16 protein-coding genes are annotated in these 16,933 nt (G+C 35.8%); 7 read left to right on the forward strand and 9 right to left on the reverse strand.

Going from position 1 to position 16,933, the window contains the following annotated elements:
* Window positions 1–23: 23 nt before the first annotated feature.
* The 6 genes from B9T30_RS11620 to B9T30_RS11645 all read right to left on the reverse strand — a co-directional run bounded on the left by B9T30_RS11620 (window position 24) and on the right by B9T30_RS11645 (window position 4,740).
* Window positions 24–1,085 carry an NADH:ubiquinone reductase (Na(+)-transporting) subunit F gene (locus B9T30_RS11620; protein ID WP_086185127.1) on the reverse strand — a complete coding sequence of 354 codons (1,062 nt, stop codon included), beginning with the start codon at window positions 1,083–1,085 and terminating at the stop codon, window positions 24–26.
* A gap of 12 nt (window positions 1,086–1,097) precedes the next feature.
* Window positions 1,098–1,463 carry a phenol hydroxylase subunit P4 gene (locus B9T30_RS11625; RefSeq protein WP_086185128.1) on the reverse strand — a complete coding sequence of 122 codons (366 nt, stop codon included), beginning with the start codon at window positions 1,461–1,463 and terminating at the stop codon, window positions 1,098–1,100.
* A gap of 78 nt (window positions 1,464–1,541) precedes the next feature.
* Window positions 1,542–3,080, reverse strand: a complete 1,539-nt coding sequence (locus B9T30_RS11630) for an aromatic/alkene/methane monooxygenase hydroxylase/oxygenase subunit alpha (protein ID WP_086185129.1) — start codon at window positions 3,078–3,080, stop codon at window positions 1,542–1,544.
* A 64-nt stretch (window positions 3,081–3,144) separates the two neighbouring features.
* On the reverse strand, window positions 3,145–3,414 hold the full coding sequence (locus tag B9T30_RS11635; protein WP_086185130.1) for an MmoB/DmpM family protein: 270 nt from the start codon (window positions 3,412–3,414) through the stop codon (window positions 3,145–3,147).
* A 12-nt stretch (window positions 3,415–3,426) separates the two neighbouring features.
* Complete coding sequence (locus B9T30_RS11640; RefSeq protein ID WP_086185131.1) at window positions 3,427–4,431, reverse strand: aromatic/alkene monooxygenase hydroxylase subunit beta; 1,005 nt, start codon at window positions 4,429–4,431, stop codon at window positions 3,427–3,429.
* A gap of 18 nt (window positions 4,432–4,449) precedes the next feature.
* The gene (locus B9T30_RS11645) at window positions 4,450–4,740 is read right to left on the reverse strand and encodes a phenol hydroxylase subunit (RefSeq protein ID WP_086185132.1); all 291 of its coding nucleotides are present in this window, start codon (window positions 4,738–4,740) and stop codon (window positions 4,450–4,452) included.
* A gap of 393 nt (window positions 4,741–5,133) precedes the next feature.
* On the opposite strand from B9T30_RS11645, the gene mobR reads away from it, so the two are divergent.
* Both mobR and B9T30_RS11660 read left to right on the forward strand, forming a co-directional pair.
* Window positions 5,134–6,816: a phenol degradation transcriptional regulator MobR gene (gene mobR / locus B9T30_RS11650; RefSeq protein WP_086185133.1), complete on the forward strand. Its 1,683-nt coding sequence runs from the start codon at window positions 5,134–5,136 to the stop codon at window positions 6,814–6,816.
* Window positions 6,817–7,949: 1,133 nt separating this feature from the next.
* Window positions 7,950–10,529, forward strand: coding sequence for a bifunctional diguanylate cyclase/phosphodiesterase (locus tag B9T30_RS11660; protein ID WP_086185134.1), 2,580 nt, complete (start codon window positions 7,950–7,952; stop codon window positions 10,527–10,529).
* 325 nt (window positions 10,530–10,854) lie between these two features.
* Here B9T30_RS11660 and ribA read toward each other — a convergent pair whose 3' ends face one another.
* Window positions 10,855–11,460, reverse strand: coding sequence for a GTP cyclohydrolase II (gene ribA / locus B9T30_RS11665; protein ID WP_171264163.1), 606 nt, complete (start codon window positions 11,458–11,460; stop codon window positions 10,855–10,857).
* Window positions 11,461–12,188: 728 nt separating this feature from the next.
* Window positions 12,189–13,076: a LysR substrate-binding domain-containing protein gene (locus B9T30_RS11670; protein ID WP_086185136.1), complete on the reverse strand. Its 888-nt coding sequence runs from the start codon at window positions 13,074–13,076 to the stop codon at window positions 12,189–12,191.
* A 102-nt stretch (window positions 13,077–13,178) separates the two neighbouring features.
* On the opposite strand from B9T30_RS11670, the gene trpB reads away from it, so the two are divergent.
* The 5 genes from trpB to B9T30_RS11695 all read left to right on the forward strand — a co-directional run bounded on the left by trpB (window position 13,179) and on the right by B9T30_RS11695 (window position 16,540).
* Entirely contained in the window at window positions 13,179–14,390 is a 1,212-nt protein-coding gene (gene trpB / locus B9T30_RS11675; protein ID WP_086185137.1) for a tryptophan synthase subunit beta, read from the forward strand.
* Window positions 14,387–15,172 (forward strand): tryptophan synthase subunit alpha, encoded by a 786-nt coding sequence (gene trpA, locus B9T30_RS11680; RefSeq protein ID WP_086185138.1) that lies wholly within the window; start codon window positions 14,387–14,389, stop codon window positions 15,170–15,172. Before trpB ends, trpA begins: the two co-directional genes overlap by 4 nt.
* A gap of 544 nt (window positions 15,173–15,716) precedes the next feature.
* Window positions 15,717–15,932 (forward strand): cold-shock protein, encoded by a 216-nt coding sequence (locus tag B9T30_RS11685; protein ID WP_004649268.1) that lies wholly within the window; start codon window positions 15,717–15,719, stop codon window positions 15,930–15,932.
* A 111-nt stretch (window positions 15,933–16,043) separates the two neighbouring features.
* Complete coding sequence (locus B9T30_RS11690) at window positions 16,044–16,271, forward strand: hypothetical protein (protein ID WP_086185139.1); 228 nt, start codon at window positions 16,044–16,046, stop codon at window positions 16,269–16,271.
* Between the two features lie 71 nt (window positions 16,272–16,342).
* A complete protein-coding gene (locus B9T30_RS11695) occupies window positions 16,343–16,540 on the forward strand; it encodes a hypothetical protein (protein WP_086185140.1) in 198 nt (65 codons plus the stop codon).
* Between the two features lie 172 nt (window positions 16,541–16,712).
* Here B9T30_RS11695 and B9T30_RS16560 read toward each other — a convergent pair.
* Window positions 16,713–16,933: IS1 family transposase (locus B9T30_RS16560; protein ID WP_264754381.1), on the reverse strand; the 221-nt coding region annotated here is incomplete at its 5' end.

Consider the following 16,933-nt stretch of genomic DNA (forward strand, 5'->3'; position numbering starts at 1 on the left):
AATTTTTTATTTAAAAGAACATTCTAAATATGCCGAAATAAAGCAGAGCGAGATTCGTTAGAAGCACCATCAGCTGCACTCAGGAAACGTTCGGTATGAATATCTTTTTCAAAGAGGCGGCTTTGCATCAGCGTTGAAATGGCTGCATCAATCATCGGTGGAGGACCACATAAATAAGCTTTATGACCACTGCATTTATTTTCAAAATAATCTGCCACGGCTTCATGCACAAAGCCTGTAAATCCTGTCCATTGATCTTCTGCTTTTGGTGCATTCAATGCAGGAATATAGCGGAAGTTGGGATAGTCTTTGACTAAGGTTTCAAACACTTCGCGATTATAGAGTTCAGAAACATCACGTGCGCCTTGGAAAAGATAGATGGTACGTGTATCACCTTGTTCCAAAAGATCTAAAATCATCGATTGTGGGCTAGATAGACCAGAACCGCCTGAAATAAAGATGGCATCTTTTTCATCCGATTTACGTACAAAGAACTGTCCATATGGCCCAGAGACTGCCAGTTCATCGCCCGCTTGAAGGGTTTCGTGTACATAGGTGGTGGCGGCACCGCCTTGTACTTGGCGAATATGCAATTCAATAATGCCTTCTTCACTCGGCGGATTGGCAATCGAAAATGCACGAGTACCTTCAATATTTGGCAATTGAATATTGATGTATTGTCCAGCCTGAAACTCCATTGGGCGATCAATCTGTAAACGGACACCTTTAATGGTTGGCGACAGTTGTGTGATCTCTAAAACTTTGGCTTGGTAGTCTTGGACTAAATAGCCAAGAAAATCTTCGTCCTCATCGACATCAGCTTCAATCACCATGTCAGATTCAGGTTTACAGCAGCAGGCAAGCACTTTATTTTCTTCGCGTTCAATATCCATTAGTGCAAAGGGTGAAGCATCACCGACATCATAAAAACCGTCCGTCACTTGAACTTTACAGGTTCCACATGTGCCATGACCACAGGCGAAGGGTAGCCAAACACCTTGACGTAAAGCAGCGTCTAAAATAGTTTGATCTTCTTCAACTTCAATGGTCATGCCGACAGGTTCAATCGTTACTTGATAACTCATGATACTTCTCCCTTATACATGTGTGCCGTTGTAGCCATTTAAACCGGGCGTGACAAAGCGCAGTAGCGATTTATGATCAAAATCTAAATCCGCCAATGTCTTAGAAAAATCCACGTCTGTTAATAATTGACGATTTAAGGTGAATTGTACGGTTGACCAATCAATATGTTCAAAGTCTGGGTGCTGATTAAAACCAGTCTGAATTTGCTGATCAATCAAGTCTTGTAAGCTTTGTTGTGGCGAGACCACAAAAGCATGAGCGGCACAAAATAAAGTGTGATGATCCCATCCCACATAGAGCAACATGTTGTCGCCGTAATTTTTTTGTGCGTCACGTGCATCAAATTCATAATGTTGTTGAATGGCTTGTACTGGCATGAGAAAACTCCTAAATTCCTTGAGTGTGAAGCCATCTCGAAATTTTTATCTATGAGATGACTTCTGATCCTTTTTTGCTTACGCAACGTGACCTTTCCATTTTCTCCAACGCTCTTGGTCTGGAGAACCTTCAATATCAAGATTGTCTGCACCAACGTTAAAGTTGTAATAGTCACGTAAAATACTTTCTAAATCGGGACCGCCACAGTTGCCTTGCAAGATTTGATTGACTGGCAACCAAGCTTGAATATATTTTTCAGGTTCACGTTCAAAAATGTCATGACAGCCATCTGAACAAGTATGGTAACGCTCGCCTTTATATATACTGTCGCGGTAGCTGAACATGGTTGGGTCGCCATCCATTTCGGTAAAGGTCATTGGAATCTGACAGATTTGGCACAGTTGCGGTAAGCCATTGCTATAGAAGCGTTTACCTTCGGCTTCCAATTTACGTGCGAGTTCCCATTTAGGACGGTAGTATTTATCAAAAGTATCTGGGTATTTTTCAGATAACCAATCCATTTCTTCGTCGGTTGGAATCCACGTATGGAAACCAGCAGCATGACCAAAGTTATAGAAAATCCACCATGCTTGATGTGAGATATGCTCTTTTTCTTTCACAATCACGTCGGAATATTTCGGCATACGAATACCGTAACGGCTGAGGTCTTTGAATAAAGCACCGCCAGCTTCTTCGAAATAAGTTTCCCAAGCTTCTTTCCATGACATGACTTTGTTTGGCAGCATGTAGTCCATCATCATGCCGACAATGGAAAGTAGGCGAGTACCGCGCCAGAACCATTTATCAATCCATTCCTGAACAATAGGAACGTTATCTTCATGCTGTTCAAGTAAGAATTTTACGATTTCTAAACCTAAGGTCATGTGACGTGCTTCATCCGACTGTGCACTAAAGCCAAAGGTCACGGTTGCCATATCACCGTTATAGGCTGCACCTGACATGAATGGGACGAACAATAAGTTGGTGAGGACATATTCGAAAGAAAAACTAATCGCCAATAGGAATTCGAATGGCCCTGCTGAACGTGCATCTTCAAAGAATGATTTTGGTACAGACAAATACCAAACACGGTCATGCATGTGTGCCCAATCTTGGAAGCCATCAAAGAACTTGTTGTAGTGGCTCATGGCATGAATTTGCGTTTGTACATGACGCAGTTCATCAATCGATTGCATTTGCGAGGCAATACGTGCACCGATGCCGCTAAATTGGCGGCCTACATGTGCATAACCTTGATAGGCTTGATATTCCAGTGGCGTCACTGCGGTTAAGAACAGTTTAATGGCATTGAGATAGCGTTCATTACTGACATTCATCTGACCATTGTTTTGAGAAAATGCATCAAAAATGGCATACAGTTTTTTCTCTTTTTCCGCCTGATATTTCCAGTAAGAATCCATGGTTAAACGGAATGGGTCTTCCCATTTTGACCAGTCTGTAATTTTAATACCTTCAAACTCTTCGTAAGGAAAAGCTTCTTTACGATCTGCATAGGAAAAATCCCAATCCAAATCACGGGTTAGCATACGGTAACGATCTTTTGCATTCAGTTTTTTGGTTGCAGTTTTTGTCGCATTTTTTGCTTGGCTATTCATCTTGATCATCCTTTTCAATCTGTTGAAGCAGTCGGCTTCTTGTATTTATTTCTTCCGTGTGGGCTTAATTCCACTGCAAAGTGAAAGTGTCATCATCTTCATCAACGTTGCCACCCAAAGTGATCATGTTGAGTTGCAGTTCTTGAATATCCCAATCTTGTCCTAGTTTTTCAGAGACAGTTTCAGCACGAACCACTAATTTTCCGAGGTTTTCCACACGAATCATGGCAGGAAGATATTGAATCGTCGCTTCTGGGTTATCTTGCTCAATCGCTTCAATGATGTAGCGTGAGGTATCATTATCTTGTAATGCCAAATAAACTTTAGAACTCATATCTACGCTTCCTTATGCCACTGATTCTAATTTAAGGGTTAAACCTGCTTTTTTACTGCGTTCTGCAATGACAGCTAGGCCATTGTCGATAGATGCATGTCCAAGAGCGGTTTTGGCCCATGCACTAAAGGCTTCTGTGACTTGCGGTAAAAGTATGTCTATCCAACCTTGAATTAATGTTTTATTTTCTTCCGATTCAGCAACAGCTGCTTTTAAAACAGGGTCTGACCATTTACGTAAATCAGTTAAACAGTCCTTCATAAATTCGGTCAGCATCGCCACATCACGCGCACCGTATTCAACCAGCCATTGATCTAGTTCGCCGTAAACTAGTTCCTGCATTAAGCTGTCGATGAGTAGGTTTTGCAGGATATAAAGTTTGAACCAATCCTGTTCAGTCAAGCTTTGTTCGCACAGCTTGCGAAGTGGTTGCCAAGCTACGTCATTCATCCATGACTCTTTTGCTTGTTCTAAGGATTCACCGGTATTGCCATCAATGAGTAAACCAATACGGGAGAGATATTGCGCCATGCCCAAACGATCCATGGCCGCAAAAACACAGGCTTGGGTAATGACCGTGCCATAGCCGTAAGCACTGCCTGACATCATGTGTAGATTGGCGGTTTGCTCCACATAGCGAAATGGCAATAAGCAGTGAATGATTTTTTGCTTAACTTTATCGCTGAGATTTTCAACCAAATGGCGTTTTTCAAAGAATGAGTAATTGCTTTCAGCGCTATCTTGTAAACGTGCACGATGCTGTACATAAGGGCCATAATAAAATTGACGCGGATCCTTGAACGCATACCAGTCTTGCATTTGCAACGCTGTATGGGTGTGATCATTTAAAGTTTTGTCTAGTTTCCACAATGGACGGTAATGAAAATTGGTTGTACCTTGTACATCAAAGCTGACTTCTTGATAACGAGTCGCTGGCTTTTTACCAAAACGGCGTTCGATATAGGCATAGGTTTGACGAATAGGTTCTAGATTGGATGTTTTAATTTCTAAAGTCATCACGATTTCCTTATGGGCTTAAGATTGATCTTCTTGATCTAAATGTTCACGAACTTGGCTTAGGACCGTTGGTTCAACGCCATAACGCCATTTATCTTCTTGTGCGTCATTCCATGCTTGCTGCGCCTCAGTCATTTCGATGACATGATTAATTTCGCAAAAATGTTGAAAGGCTTGCTGGGGGAGAATGAGTTCGACAAAAAGTGTTGGGTCGTGGATTGCGAAGTCAAATTCAACAAACTTGGCATGACGGTTGCCTGTTACACGAATGTATTTGGTGAGTTGGTCATGTTGTAGTGCTTGAGTCATTGGAATCATCCTTTTATCTCTACACTGAAATCATTTCAGTGATGCAACCTTGCATTTATTGATAGAGATATATCAAAACCCATGCCAACTTTTATTAATTGTTATTAATCAAACTATTATATTTTTTATTTGTTTTTTCGGGGTTATTTGAGTGATAAAAACTCATGGAATGATGAACATAAAAATATCTGATTTCATCAAATCGTGAATGATTAGGCTGGGAATTTGAAAATACTTTTTCCAGATCAAGTGATTTATATCTATATGATTTTATAGTTTTAATTTAAAAATACTTTAGAGGTATAAAGTTATGATAATAAGGTAGTAAAGCTTTTTAGTCGGAATTTAGTAAGATAGGGGGATCGACCTATAGCCAAGGATGGATATTCAGTCATGCCTCAAGCCAAAGATGCGAAGTTTTATACTCAAATTTTGCAAAAGAACAAAGATATTCAAGATTTGCTGGATAAAATTCAGTTTGATAGTCAGCATGGAAAAATTTGGTTTGAAGAAAACCGTATGCTATTGCTGCATACCAGCATCATGGGTTTTTTAAGAAAAGATTTATATAACATGCTGGGCTGGGAAAGGACTAAGCGTTTTTTTATCCGTTTGGGTTATCAGGCTGGCGTGCGAGATGCAGAAGTTACTTCTAAATTACGCCCGAATTTAAATGAAGCTGAAGCCTTTATGGCTGGACCACAAATGCATGGTATTCGAGGGATGGTGCAAGTTGAGGTGAATGAACTTCAATTAAGTCACGATGAGCATCAATTTTACGCAGATTTTAATTGGCGCAATTCTTTTGAGGCGGAAGTTCATTTAAGTGAGTTCGGGGCTTCTGATGAGTCCGCGTGTTGGATGTTATTGGGCTATGCCTGCGGTTATAGCAGTTTAGTCATGGGGCAAACCATTATTTATCAAGAAACCCATTGTGTGGCAAAAGGTGATGACTGTTGTCGAATTGTTGGTAAGCCCCTAAAAGAATGGGAAAATGCTGATGAACTGATTCAATTTATGTCACCTGATCCTGTCTCGGATGAACTGATTGCCTTACAGGCGGAACTCAATGAGTTAAAGAAAAATATCTATACCGATGTAGAAGCAGACTACACCATGTTTAATTCTATTGGTGAATCAGTTGCATATCGTAAAGTCTGTGATCTTTTGAAAAAAGCTGCTGGCAGTAAGGTTACTGTCTTGTTGCAAGGTGAAACTGGAGTGGGTAAAGAAGCTTTTGCGCGCGGGATTCATGAAGGCAGTTCCCGCAAAGGCCAGCCTTTTGTTGCTGTAAACTGTGCCTGTATTCCGCCAGATTTAATTGAAGCAGAACTTTTTGGTGTCGAAAAAGGTGCATTTACAGGTGCAATGCAAACCCGAAGTGGAAAATTTGAACGTGCTCATCAAGGAACTATTTTTTTAGATGAAGTGATTGAGCTTTCTCCACGTGCACAAGCTGCCTTGTTACGCATGCTGCAAGAAGGAGAGTATGAGCGGGTTGGAGATCATCAAACTCGAAAGGCTGATGTACGTTTGGTTGCAGCAACCAATGAAGATTTAGAACAAGCTGTGAAAGAGGGAAAATTCCGTGCCGATTTATATTATCGTTTAAACATTTTCCCTGTCATTATTCCGCCATTGCGCGAACGTCGTGATGATATTCCATTATTGATTACGCACTTCTTATCGCGTTTTGAAAATATGTATGGAAAGACATTAAAAGGTTTAAGTGATAAAGCCAAAAACTTTGTCATGACTTATGAATGGCCCGGCAATATTCGGGAACTTGAAAACTTATTAGAGCGGGCAACCTTACTGACGGATCATCAGCAGGAAATTAAACTTAATCATTTGTTTCCGCAAATCAAACAAGATGTTGAACCAAGATCTGAAAAAATGGACTTAGATGTCGTGATACAAGATGGCTTTTGTCTAGAAGATCATGAAAGGCAGCTGATTTTTATTGCAATGCAAAAAGCCAACAATAATGTTTCGGAAGCCGCCCGTATCTTAGGCATTAGCCGAGCAGCTTTAGATTATCGCTTAAAAAAACAGACTATTAATGTGAAGAAATAGTAGATTTCAATTAAGCACAGATTGATTGTTATGACTGGTTTTTAAGAGGCATACTCTGCAAGATTGCTTGATACAGCTTAAAGCTTTACTAAGACAAATTCAGCAATCAAGTTGATGAAGTCTTTAGTCTTACCATAAGCAATCTATTGATCAAGGGCTTCATAATAAAATAAGTGATTTGTAATGGTAAACATATGGTGGATAACCTATTTTTATAATTGTAAAGAGGCTTAGGAAGTTAAAGAGGGTTATTTCCATCAATCATGACGTATTCCATATCAAGATGATCATTGACTAATACTAAAATTGTCTCGAATATTGCAGCTTACATCCAGTCTCGATATCTTTTAAAGACAGTATTTCATTTGCTGAATCCAAGTGATAAGTCTAGCCATGGGCTACCCATAATACAGTTTCAGGGAGTAATCTATTATTTTTACAACTATGACTACAATCTGTAATTTTATCTAAGTAGTGGAGTGCCATTTTTATTTATTAGGCATCTGTAAGTATATCTGTATCCATCTTGCGATTATAAAAGTTGGATAGTAATTTACTTAACTCTCAACAGACCTTGGGTTTTTAAGGGTAATTGTTCGTACCTTTGATTTTTATAAGGCATTGAAAATTATATTTTATTTTTATGGGTTGTTTTGTCACCATCTCCATCAGCAAAGTTGAGAACTTAAATTTTTTAGTGAAATAAAATTAACTGAAATTTAAATAGTATTAAAAATCTTTAATAATTTACGGTAAAAAATCAATAGGCACGACACAACCTGTTCACTTACCTACATAAATTTGCTTTACTGCACTTTTTTAGCCATAGATAGCCTGTTTTTCTGTCCACAATCGAAACTAAAGGTTGCTGATGATTCTTGCCGACGATGGTATCTATTTCCAGATCGCCAAAACGTGACCGCTGATGAATGATTTGAGGTCTTTCATGAATACTTCTTCGATATAATTACAAGCCTTAACTCATAGTTGTATTGTAGAGTGTGAAATTTTTCCTAAACTCTACTTTTTTTTAATAAAATAGTCTTGATAGGTAGTTAATATGGATTTCCTATAAAAATTAAGTTAGAAATAAATCTAAAATGTAAAAAAAGTTAAGGAAGGTAGCGCTCTAAATGAAGGATAATTTTAATAGTTATGACACTTACCATATCTTTAATCTTATTGGGCAGCATAGCGAACTTAAAATAATTTTAAATACGATTTCCAAATGGCTTGAATCGCATATTCCAGATGCCTTAGTCACCATTATGGTTTACTCAGAACAGGATCAGACTTTAAAACTTATTAGTGGCAATCAACACTTTTCTGAGCAGTATTGCAAAGCTATTGATAATTTAAAAATTGGTCCACATCAGGGTTCCTGTGGCACGGCTGCATTTCTGCACAAGCTAGTGATTAGTCCTAACTTAATGGAAGATCCCAATTGGGAAGCTTACCGAGCACTAATTCAGACAGAGAAGCTTTCTAGCTGTTGGTCTACACCGATTATTAGTGCAAAAGGTATTTTATACGGAACTTTTGGAACCTACTATCGCATTAAAAGAGAACCTACTGAACAAAATATTAATCTTTTATTGCAAGCCGCGGCCTTAGTTGCTTTAGCTATTGAACTTGATAATGAACGCCAGCAAAAATTAGCAATCAATGAAAAATACAGCTCTTTTTATACTCATCATCCTGATGTAATTTTTGAATTTGATACAGAAGGCTATGTAATAAATACTAATATTGCTTGTCATGAAATTACAGGTTTTTCTGAAGAACAAATTCAAGGCAAACATTATGAGGCATTTATACCTGATGAATATCATGATCTAGTGGATGCAGCATTTGAAGAAACGCTACAAGGTAGTGCTAAACACTATGAAACTCCTGCTTACCATGCTTCTGGTGGAATCTTGTGGCTTGACCTGACTAATTTACCGATTATTCAAAACCAAAAAGTTACTGGTGTATTTGCAATCGCACGTGACATTACCCTACGCCGCAAAAATAAGGAAACTTTACGCCTCTTAAAACGTGGAGTAGATGCGAGTCCGAATGGTATATTTATTACTGATGCATCTGAAAAAATGTTAATTGTCTATGTTAACCCAGCTTTTCTCAAGCTAACCGGTTATACAGAACAAGAAGTCATGGGGCGAGACTGTTCTTTTTTACAAGGTGCAGATACAGATTTTGATCAGATTACATTACTCAAACAAGCAGTAGAAGAACAAAAAGAGGTTTTTGTTACTGTAAAAAATTATTGTAAAGATGGAAGCTGGTTCTGGAGTCGCTTAATGCTGGGACCTGTTTTTGATCAATATAATAATTGCACTCATTTCCTAGGGATTCAGGAAGATATTACCCAGCAACGTATTCATGAAGAATATTTGGAATATCTACATAAGCATGATCATTTAACTGGCTTACCCAATCAAATAATTTTTGAAAATTTTTTAGAAGATGCTTTTGAAAAACAACAGCGCAATCCACAACCTTTAGTCTTGTTTTACATAGACCTTGATGACTTTAGATCAATGAATGACAGTTTAGGCTATGTAATTGGTGATAAAATTATCAAGAACGTTGGAAGCCGTCTTCAAGAATTTTTAAACCCAGATGATTTTCTCAGCCGCTATGCCGAAGATGAGTTTGTAGTATTGATGGCAGATCCACATGACCCAAAGAAAGTAATCGCAACCGCTGAAAAGATTCTTGATCTTATTTCACAAATTTTTCAAATCGAGGGTCACACTATACATTTGAGTGCCAGTATTGGCATCGTAACAAATAACAATTCCATACAGCACTCTTCAGAACTTTTGTATCAGTCTGTTCTAGCTATGCAGGAGGCCAAAAGACAGGGTCGCAATACTTGGAGCTGGTATGAAGAAAGTAATAACAAGGTTGTCCAAAAAAGAGACTATGCTAATCTTCGCCTTGAACTTATGGAAGCAGTGAAAGAGAAACAGTTCAATCTATTTTATCAACCGCTGATTCAGCCATTAACTGGAAAGGTTAAGGGGGTGGAAGCCCTTATTCGCTGGTATCATCCACAGCGGGGCTATATTTTCCCCGATGTTTTTATCCCTTTAGCAGAAAGAACAGGACAAATTGTAGTCATTGGTCAATGGGTATTAGAAAAAGCATGTACAGATATTTCTGAATGGAATAGGAAACATAATAGCGATCTTACCGTTTCGGTTAATATCTCTCCTTTACAGTTTTGCAGAACGGGCTTTCTAGAAGGGCTTAAATATGTACTTGAAGTCAGTGATTTACCTGCTAAATTACTCAAAATTGAAATTACGGAAGGAGTAATTATTAATGGAACCGATAGAGCAATAAAAATTTTGGAATCGGTACGCGCTTTAGGTGTACAAGTCGCAATAGACGATTTTGGAACCGGTTATTCGAGTCTCAGCTACTTACGCCGTTTACCTATTAATCAAATCAAATTAGACCGTAGTTTTATTGAAAACCTTACTATAAATGATCAAGATGCAGCTATTGTTCAGTCGATTATCCATCTGGCACATCAGCTTAATTTAGAAGTGGTCGCAGAAGGCGTCGAAACATTAGATCAAGCTAGTTTACTCTATCAACAAAATTGTGATCTTCTTCAAGGTTATTTTTATGCGCGACCGGCACCTATAACTGACTTAAAACTGATATATATGTCACTAGATAGTTATTTAATAAGATAAAATTTAAACAATAGTCTAATTTGAAATTTATATTGTTTAGCAATTAATAGATTTAATTGCTAAATAAGCAGAATCTTGCTTAAGGGGTGCTATTTTTTTAAGCATAAAAACTGTTTTAGAGTCAAAAATATTCTAATTTGATAAAAATAGTCAGAGAAATTAATGATTTTAAATGGTGTTGCTTATTCGCTATTATGGTTAAATAGTTAATATAAAAATTAAGAGTATTATTGTTCTAAAAGTGGATGTTTCTACTTGAGCTTTAATATCCATACTTCGCATAATGTGTGTTATGTATAATTGAAAATACTAATGAAATTTTAATCTACTTAAAGTCAATTTCTTCATACATATGTGACATACGCTCCTGTTTTGTTTGTAAATAGTCTTTATTAAAAATATTTAAACCTACTGTTATAGAGACACGATCAACTACATTAATACCAAAATGTTTCAATGAATTAACTTTAAGAGGGTTATTAGTAATTAGCCTTACTTCTTTAACTTTTAAATAATCAAGCATAATAATACACATATCATAGTGACGAGCATCTGCTGGTAAATTTAAAAGCAAATTTGCATCAACAGTATCATGTCCTTGATCTTGGAGTGCATATGCACGAATCTTATTAGTCAAACCTATACCACGACCTTCTTGACGTAAGTATAAAATCACTCCTTGACCTTCATCACTAATCATTTTCATTGCGGAATGTAATTGTGGACCACAATCACATTTTAATGAACTAAAGGCATCGCCAGTTAAGCATTCAGAATGTATTCTGACTAATATTGGTTTCATTAGAATAGTATCTAGTCCTTTAGAAAGGGCAACATGTTCTTCACCAGTACTTAAATCTTGAAATGCTATGATTTCAAAATCGCCAAAAGCTGTCGGTAATTTAGATTTAGCCACGAATTCTATAGTCACTGATTCATCCATTTATATTTTAGAAAACATTAAAGTTAAAAACTTATCATTAATCGTTAAAAATATACAACAATTAAAGGTATTATCTTTAAATTAATAAATTTTTTAAATAAATACTTACTACATTAAATGTAGTAAGTATTGCCGTAATTAATTCAGCTAAGATTGATTTAACAATCTATTTGATATATCAAATTTCATTTATAATAATAGTTATTTAATAGTGAATTTTTTGTGAAAATATATGAATAAAACAAAAATAATTAATGATTTCACTAATCAATTTGAATCCTGCTTAAGTGAATACTTCACTAACTTGAATCATTGGCTTATTTGGGTGACAAAGCTGATAGACGCATAAAGAAGCATAGATCCTCGCTAAAGAGTCAGTAAGAGTGCAAGCTTTACAGCTTTACCAGATTATATTTCTTCTAAAGAAGTTCAATAAGGTTTCTATTGAAATATGAAAATTTATACTAAATAGAGATGAACACGATTTCCGAAATTTTCAATTGAGAAGGCTGCATTCTCAAATGCTTTTTGTTTTGTTTCAAAAATCGCCAATAGGTTGCCGAATTTTTGAAAAAACCCATCAATCATGCATAAGAAGTATGTATGAGCCATATATGGCGCTAGGAACATGGTAGCTGAGCATAGCTGTGTAGTGACACCCTAATGGTTTTTAGCCCCCTTTTTCAAGTCAATTTTTTATCTGAGATTCAGATTATCTAAGAAGTTGTTTTGGCATCACACTGTAACCAATTAACAATATTCATAACCTCACTGTTAGCACTATTTTTTCTTACTACCGCATAAAAGTTATAGTCGCAATATATAAAGCCAAAAGGAGCTATGATCCTTCCATTCAATATTTCTTTTTCTACTAAAATTTGAGGTGCTATTGCAATACCTAATCCGGAAACAGCTGCCTCTATCATTAAATTTAGACTATCAAAATAACGTTCACTTGATTTATGCGCAGAATGAAGCCTTGATCTATCCAACCATATATTCCATGCATTTTTATTTGAATTGGTATGAAGTAGTGGATAATTCAAAACATCATTTATTGTGTCTAGATTATATGTTTTACGATTACAAATAGGTCCCATGTTATCAGGAAATAAAATGTATTTATCTAGAGATTCTGGAAGCGTTTGATCTAGATTCAAACTATTGATAAAAATATCAATTTTTTCTTTTTCTAGTAACTTTAAATCATTGCATGTCATTAATTTAACATGGATATTCGGATAGATTATTTCGAGTTTTTCTAATCGTGGAATGAGCCAATTAGCCATAAAACTATGAGATGCTCCAATAACAATTTCAACTTCAGAGGCTTTATTTGTTAACTCAAAGACACATTTTTCCAGATCGTTAAAAAAGTGAGTACAAAGGCGGAATAATTCTTCTGCATCTCTGGTTAAAGAGATAGTTGAGGAATGTCGAATAAACAATTTTTTATCAAGCCATTCTTCCAACTGTTTTATTTGATGGCTAACAGCACTATGGGTTACGCATAGTTCTTCTGCAGCTAAGCTGAAACTTCTATTTCTAGCCACCGCTTCAAATGCTTTCAAAGCATTTAATGGGGGTAACTTTCTACCTTTCATGGTGTGAATTTTTCTAACATCATGATCTAAAAATATATCAATTATATAAAAAATGGAAATCTTTTAAGATGAAGAAAATTTTGATTCTTCAAGTGATATAAAATGACAACACTGTATACAGGTAATGGTCCTGATAAATCAGGGTTTTTTGGTAAATTTGGCGGATGCTACATGCCAGAAAGTCTTATGCCTGCGCTTCAAGACCTAGAGCGAGAATTTAATATTATTCGGAATAAAGCCGAGTTTTGGACTGAATACCGACAAATTTTAACAGATTTTGTGGGTCGACCTAGCCCTCTGTTTTATGCAAAAAATCTCACAATGTATGCGGGGGGAGCCAAAATATATCTTAAAAGAGAAGATTTGAACCATACAGGTGCCCATAAGATTAATAATTGTGTTGGACAAATCTTGTTGGCTAAATTAATGGGTAAAACCAGAATTATTGCGGAAACAGGTGCTGGACAACATGGTGTTGCAACAGCAACAGTATGTGCTCTCTTTAAGCTTAAATGCACCATTTACATGGGTGAAACGGATGTTCATCGTCAGCAAATGAATGTTGATCGAATGAAATTACTAGGAGCTGAAGTTAAAAGCGTTAAGAAAGGTCGTGGAACCCTAAAAGATGCTATGAATGAGGCATTACGTGACTGGATCAGTAATGTAGATACGACCTATTATCTATTAGGAACGGGTGCAGGTCCTCATCCCTATCCGACCATAGTGAGAGAGTTCCAGAAAATTATTGGCATAGAAGCTAAAAATCAAATACTGTTGAAAGAAAATAAACTACCTGATGCTTTAGTTGCCTGTGTGGGTGGTGGATCCAACGCATTGGGTTTAATGCACCCATTTTTACAAGATACGAATATCAAAATGTTTGGGGTTGAAGCTGGTGGAAAAGGAACAAACAGCGGTGAGCACGCTGCATCTATTTCAAAAGGTAGAGTTGGCGTCCTACATGGTAATTTGACTTACTTATTACAAGATTCAGATGGACAGATTCTAGACGGACATTCTATATCGGCAGGATTAGATTATCCTGGGGTTGGTCCTGAGCATGGCATCCTGTTTGAAACAGGGCGCGTTACTTATGTTGCTGTAAATGATGAGGATGCAGTCAATGCATTTCAGATTTTAAGTCAACAGGAGGGAATTATACCTGCACTGGAAAGTGCTCATGCTATCGCATATGCAATTAAATTGGCCAAAGAAATGCGGCCTGAACAGACCATTATTGTCAATTTAAGTGGGAGAGGTGACAAAGATTTAAATACAGTCAAAAAATATCTCTCAGGAGTAACAGAATGAACCGTTTAGACCAAAAATTAAAGGAATTAAAACAGGAAAAGCGAAGCGGTCTCGTGTGTTATTTTACTGCTGGAGATCCTGACTTCTCAGAAAGCTGTAATTTATTTAGTCAATTAGGCCAAGCTGGAGCAGATATTATTGAAATTGGCATTCCATTTTCTGATCCTGTTGCTGATGGGGAAATCATTCAGGCCGCTCATATCCGAGCTTTAAGTGCTGGCCAAACTGTGAGTAAAACTATCGAACTGGTCAAAAAAATAAGGTTAAATGATAATAAAACACCTATTGTATTCATGACCTATTTAAATCCAATTATGCAATACGATTTCGAAAAACTTGTATTTGAAACAGAAAACCTTATTGATGGCATCCTTATTTTAGATGTGCCACATGAATATCAAGATAATTTTAAATTGATATTAAATGCAAAAAATATGCACTTAATTGCTATGACAGCTCCAACGACTCCACTTGATAGATTAGAAAAAATATCAGAGAGTGCTACAGGTTTTTTATATCATGTTGCAGAAAATGGCCTAACCGGAGGAAATTTAAATCTGCCCAATCTTGAAAAAAAGATTGCTGAAATAAAACCAATCTTTAATATCCCTATTGCAATTGGCTTTGGGATCAAAAATGAAAGCCATGTTAAAACCTTAGCAAATAAAGTAGATATGGTTGTTATTGGCTCAGCACTGGTTGAAACTTTTTTTAAGCAAGGTGTGGATGCGACAATAGAAAAGATCAAAAAATTTGCAAAAGTACTTAGAGGTAACGAATAGTTTTTGTACTTATTCAAGATATTTTTTTTATTAGTATGACTAACTAATATATAAAAACCGCTCATTAGGCGGTTTTTTCTTGGATTTAGTGGTAAACAATAAGGTTAAATTGAGAAGGTTACATAAGCTCTTTGCATATGGGAAACAACCATCATTCCCGAAATTAAAAACGCCAATATTATTATTACAAAGCTATACAATCGCATTCAGTACTTGTCAAACTTACTAAGTCAACAGATTAACCTTATTTTGTTACAATTACAATGAAAAGAAAAACCATTGAAATAACTAAATTTTTTAATAAATCTGACGTTTTTATAAGAAAAATAAATATATATATAAGAAAACTTGATTAATTTTGTTTTTAGTGTATAGTTAACTTAACTAGAAAAAAGTCTTGTTTCGGTAAATCTTCTTTAAGTATCGCAGTTTTAGTCATAATCCTTCGTTTTTTCAGATTTTAAGTCTCATTCTTTATTATTTTCAAAGTTATAATCAGTCAATAATTTGACTAAAAATTATTAAAAAATCAGTAGGATATATTATGTCAAACTCAAATGTTGTTAAAGGTACTGTAAAGTGGTTCAACGAAACTAAAGGTTTTGGTTTTATTCAACAAGAATCAGGTCCAGATGTTTTTGCTCATTTTAGCGAAATCGCTAGTTCAGGTTTTAAAACCTTACTTGAAGGCCAAATGGTTGAATTCAGTGTAGCTCAAGGTCAAAAAGGACCAAATGCTGTAAATATTGTTGCTATCTAAGTAATAATAAGCAGTAATAAAAAAGCACTAATCAGTGCTTTTTTTATAATCCAAAATTTAATTTTAAAGTTGTTTTCCAGATCGGAAGAGTCTCCAAAAATAGGATATAAGTTGTTAAAAATAAATGATTTAATTGCAAAATCTAAAAATGGTACTGAAATTATAGTATCCTTAATTCCCCTAAATAAAATGCAAAATACACGTCAAGGTTTAAAAAAAATTGAAGTAGGAAAAAGAGTTCTTCTTCAGTCAGGCATTGTGGTTGATTTAAATTTAGATGGTCGTACATTTTATACTTCTTTACACCAACTGTTTAAGTTAAAGCATAAAATTATTTAAATAATAATTATATATATCAAATATTTAAATTTATATATTTTCTCTACTACAATATTATTAAAGGTATATTAATGCTTAAACAAAGTATCAGTGTGAAAGATCAATTTGGCGTTAAACACGCTATTCAAGCAACAGTTGATAAGCATTTTGCTAATACGCAATCTTCTTCTAATGTAAAACATATCACCATTGATGGTGAAGATATTCGGCCAAGTTTCGAAATGTTTTTTCAAAGTACCTTAAGCGGGAAAATTTTCAAAATTATATAGATAACCCGAATTCTATTTAATTTAATATATCTTAATACAGATTTTTAGAACTAAATTTTATAAAAAATTCCCGACATTCTGTTGGGGATTTTTTATTGCTTATTTTTTAATTATATGTCGTATTTTTATACATACTCAGCAAAGAGCATAAAATATTTGGTAGTGTTTAAATTTAACGTGTTATCCACCTATTTTTCATATCCTGATTATATTTCAACAAAAATAGATGTAAGACAGCCTCGTGATTCTCTTTCTTCTTTGAAAAGCTCAAAGTTTTTCGTGTAAAACGTCCTAAGCGATTTCTCAGTGTGGCATTAAAGCGCTCAACATGGTTAGTTAACCCTGTATCTTTACCTACAGAACGGTGTGTTTCTGGATCAAACACTTCAGCAT

Source organism: Acinetobacter sp. ANC 4973 (assembly GCF_002135275.1).
Taxonomy (GTDB): domain Bacteria; phylum Pseudomonadota; class Gammaproteobacteria; order Pseudomonadales; family Moraxellaceae; genus Acinetobacter; species Acinetobacter kyonggiensis.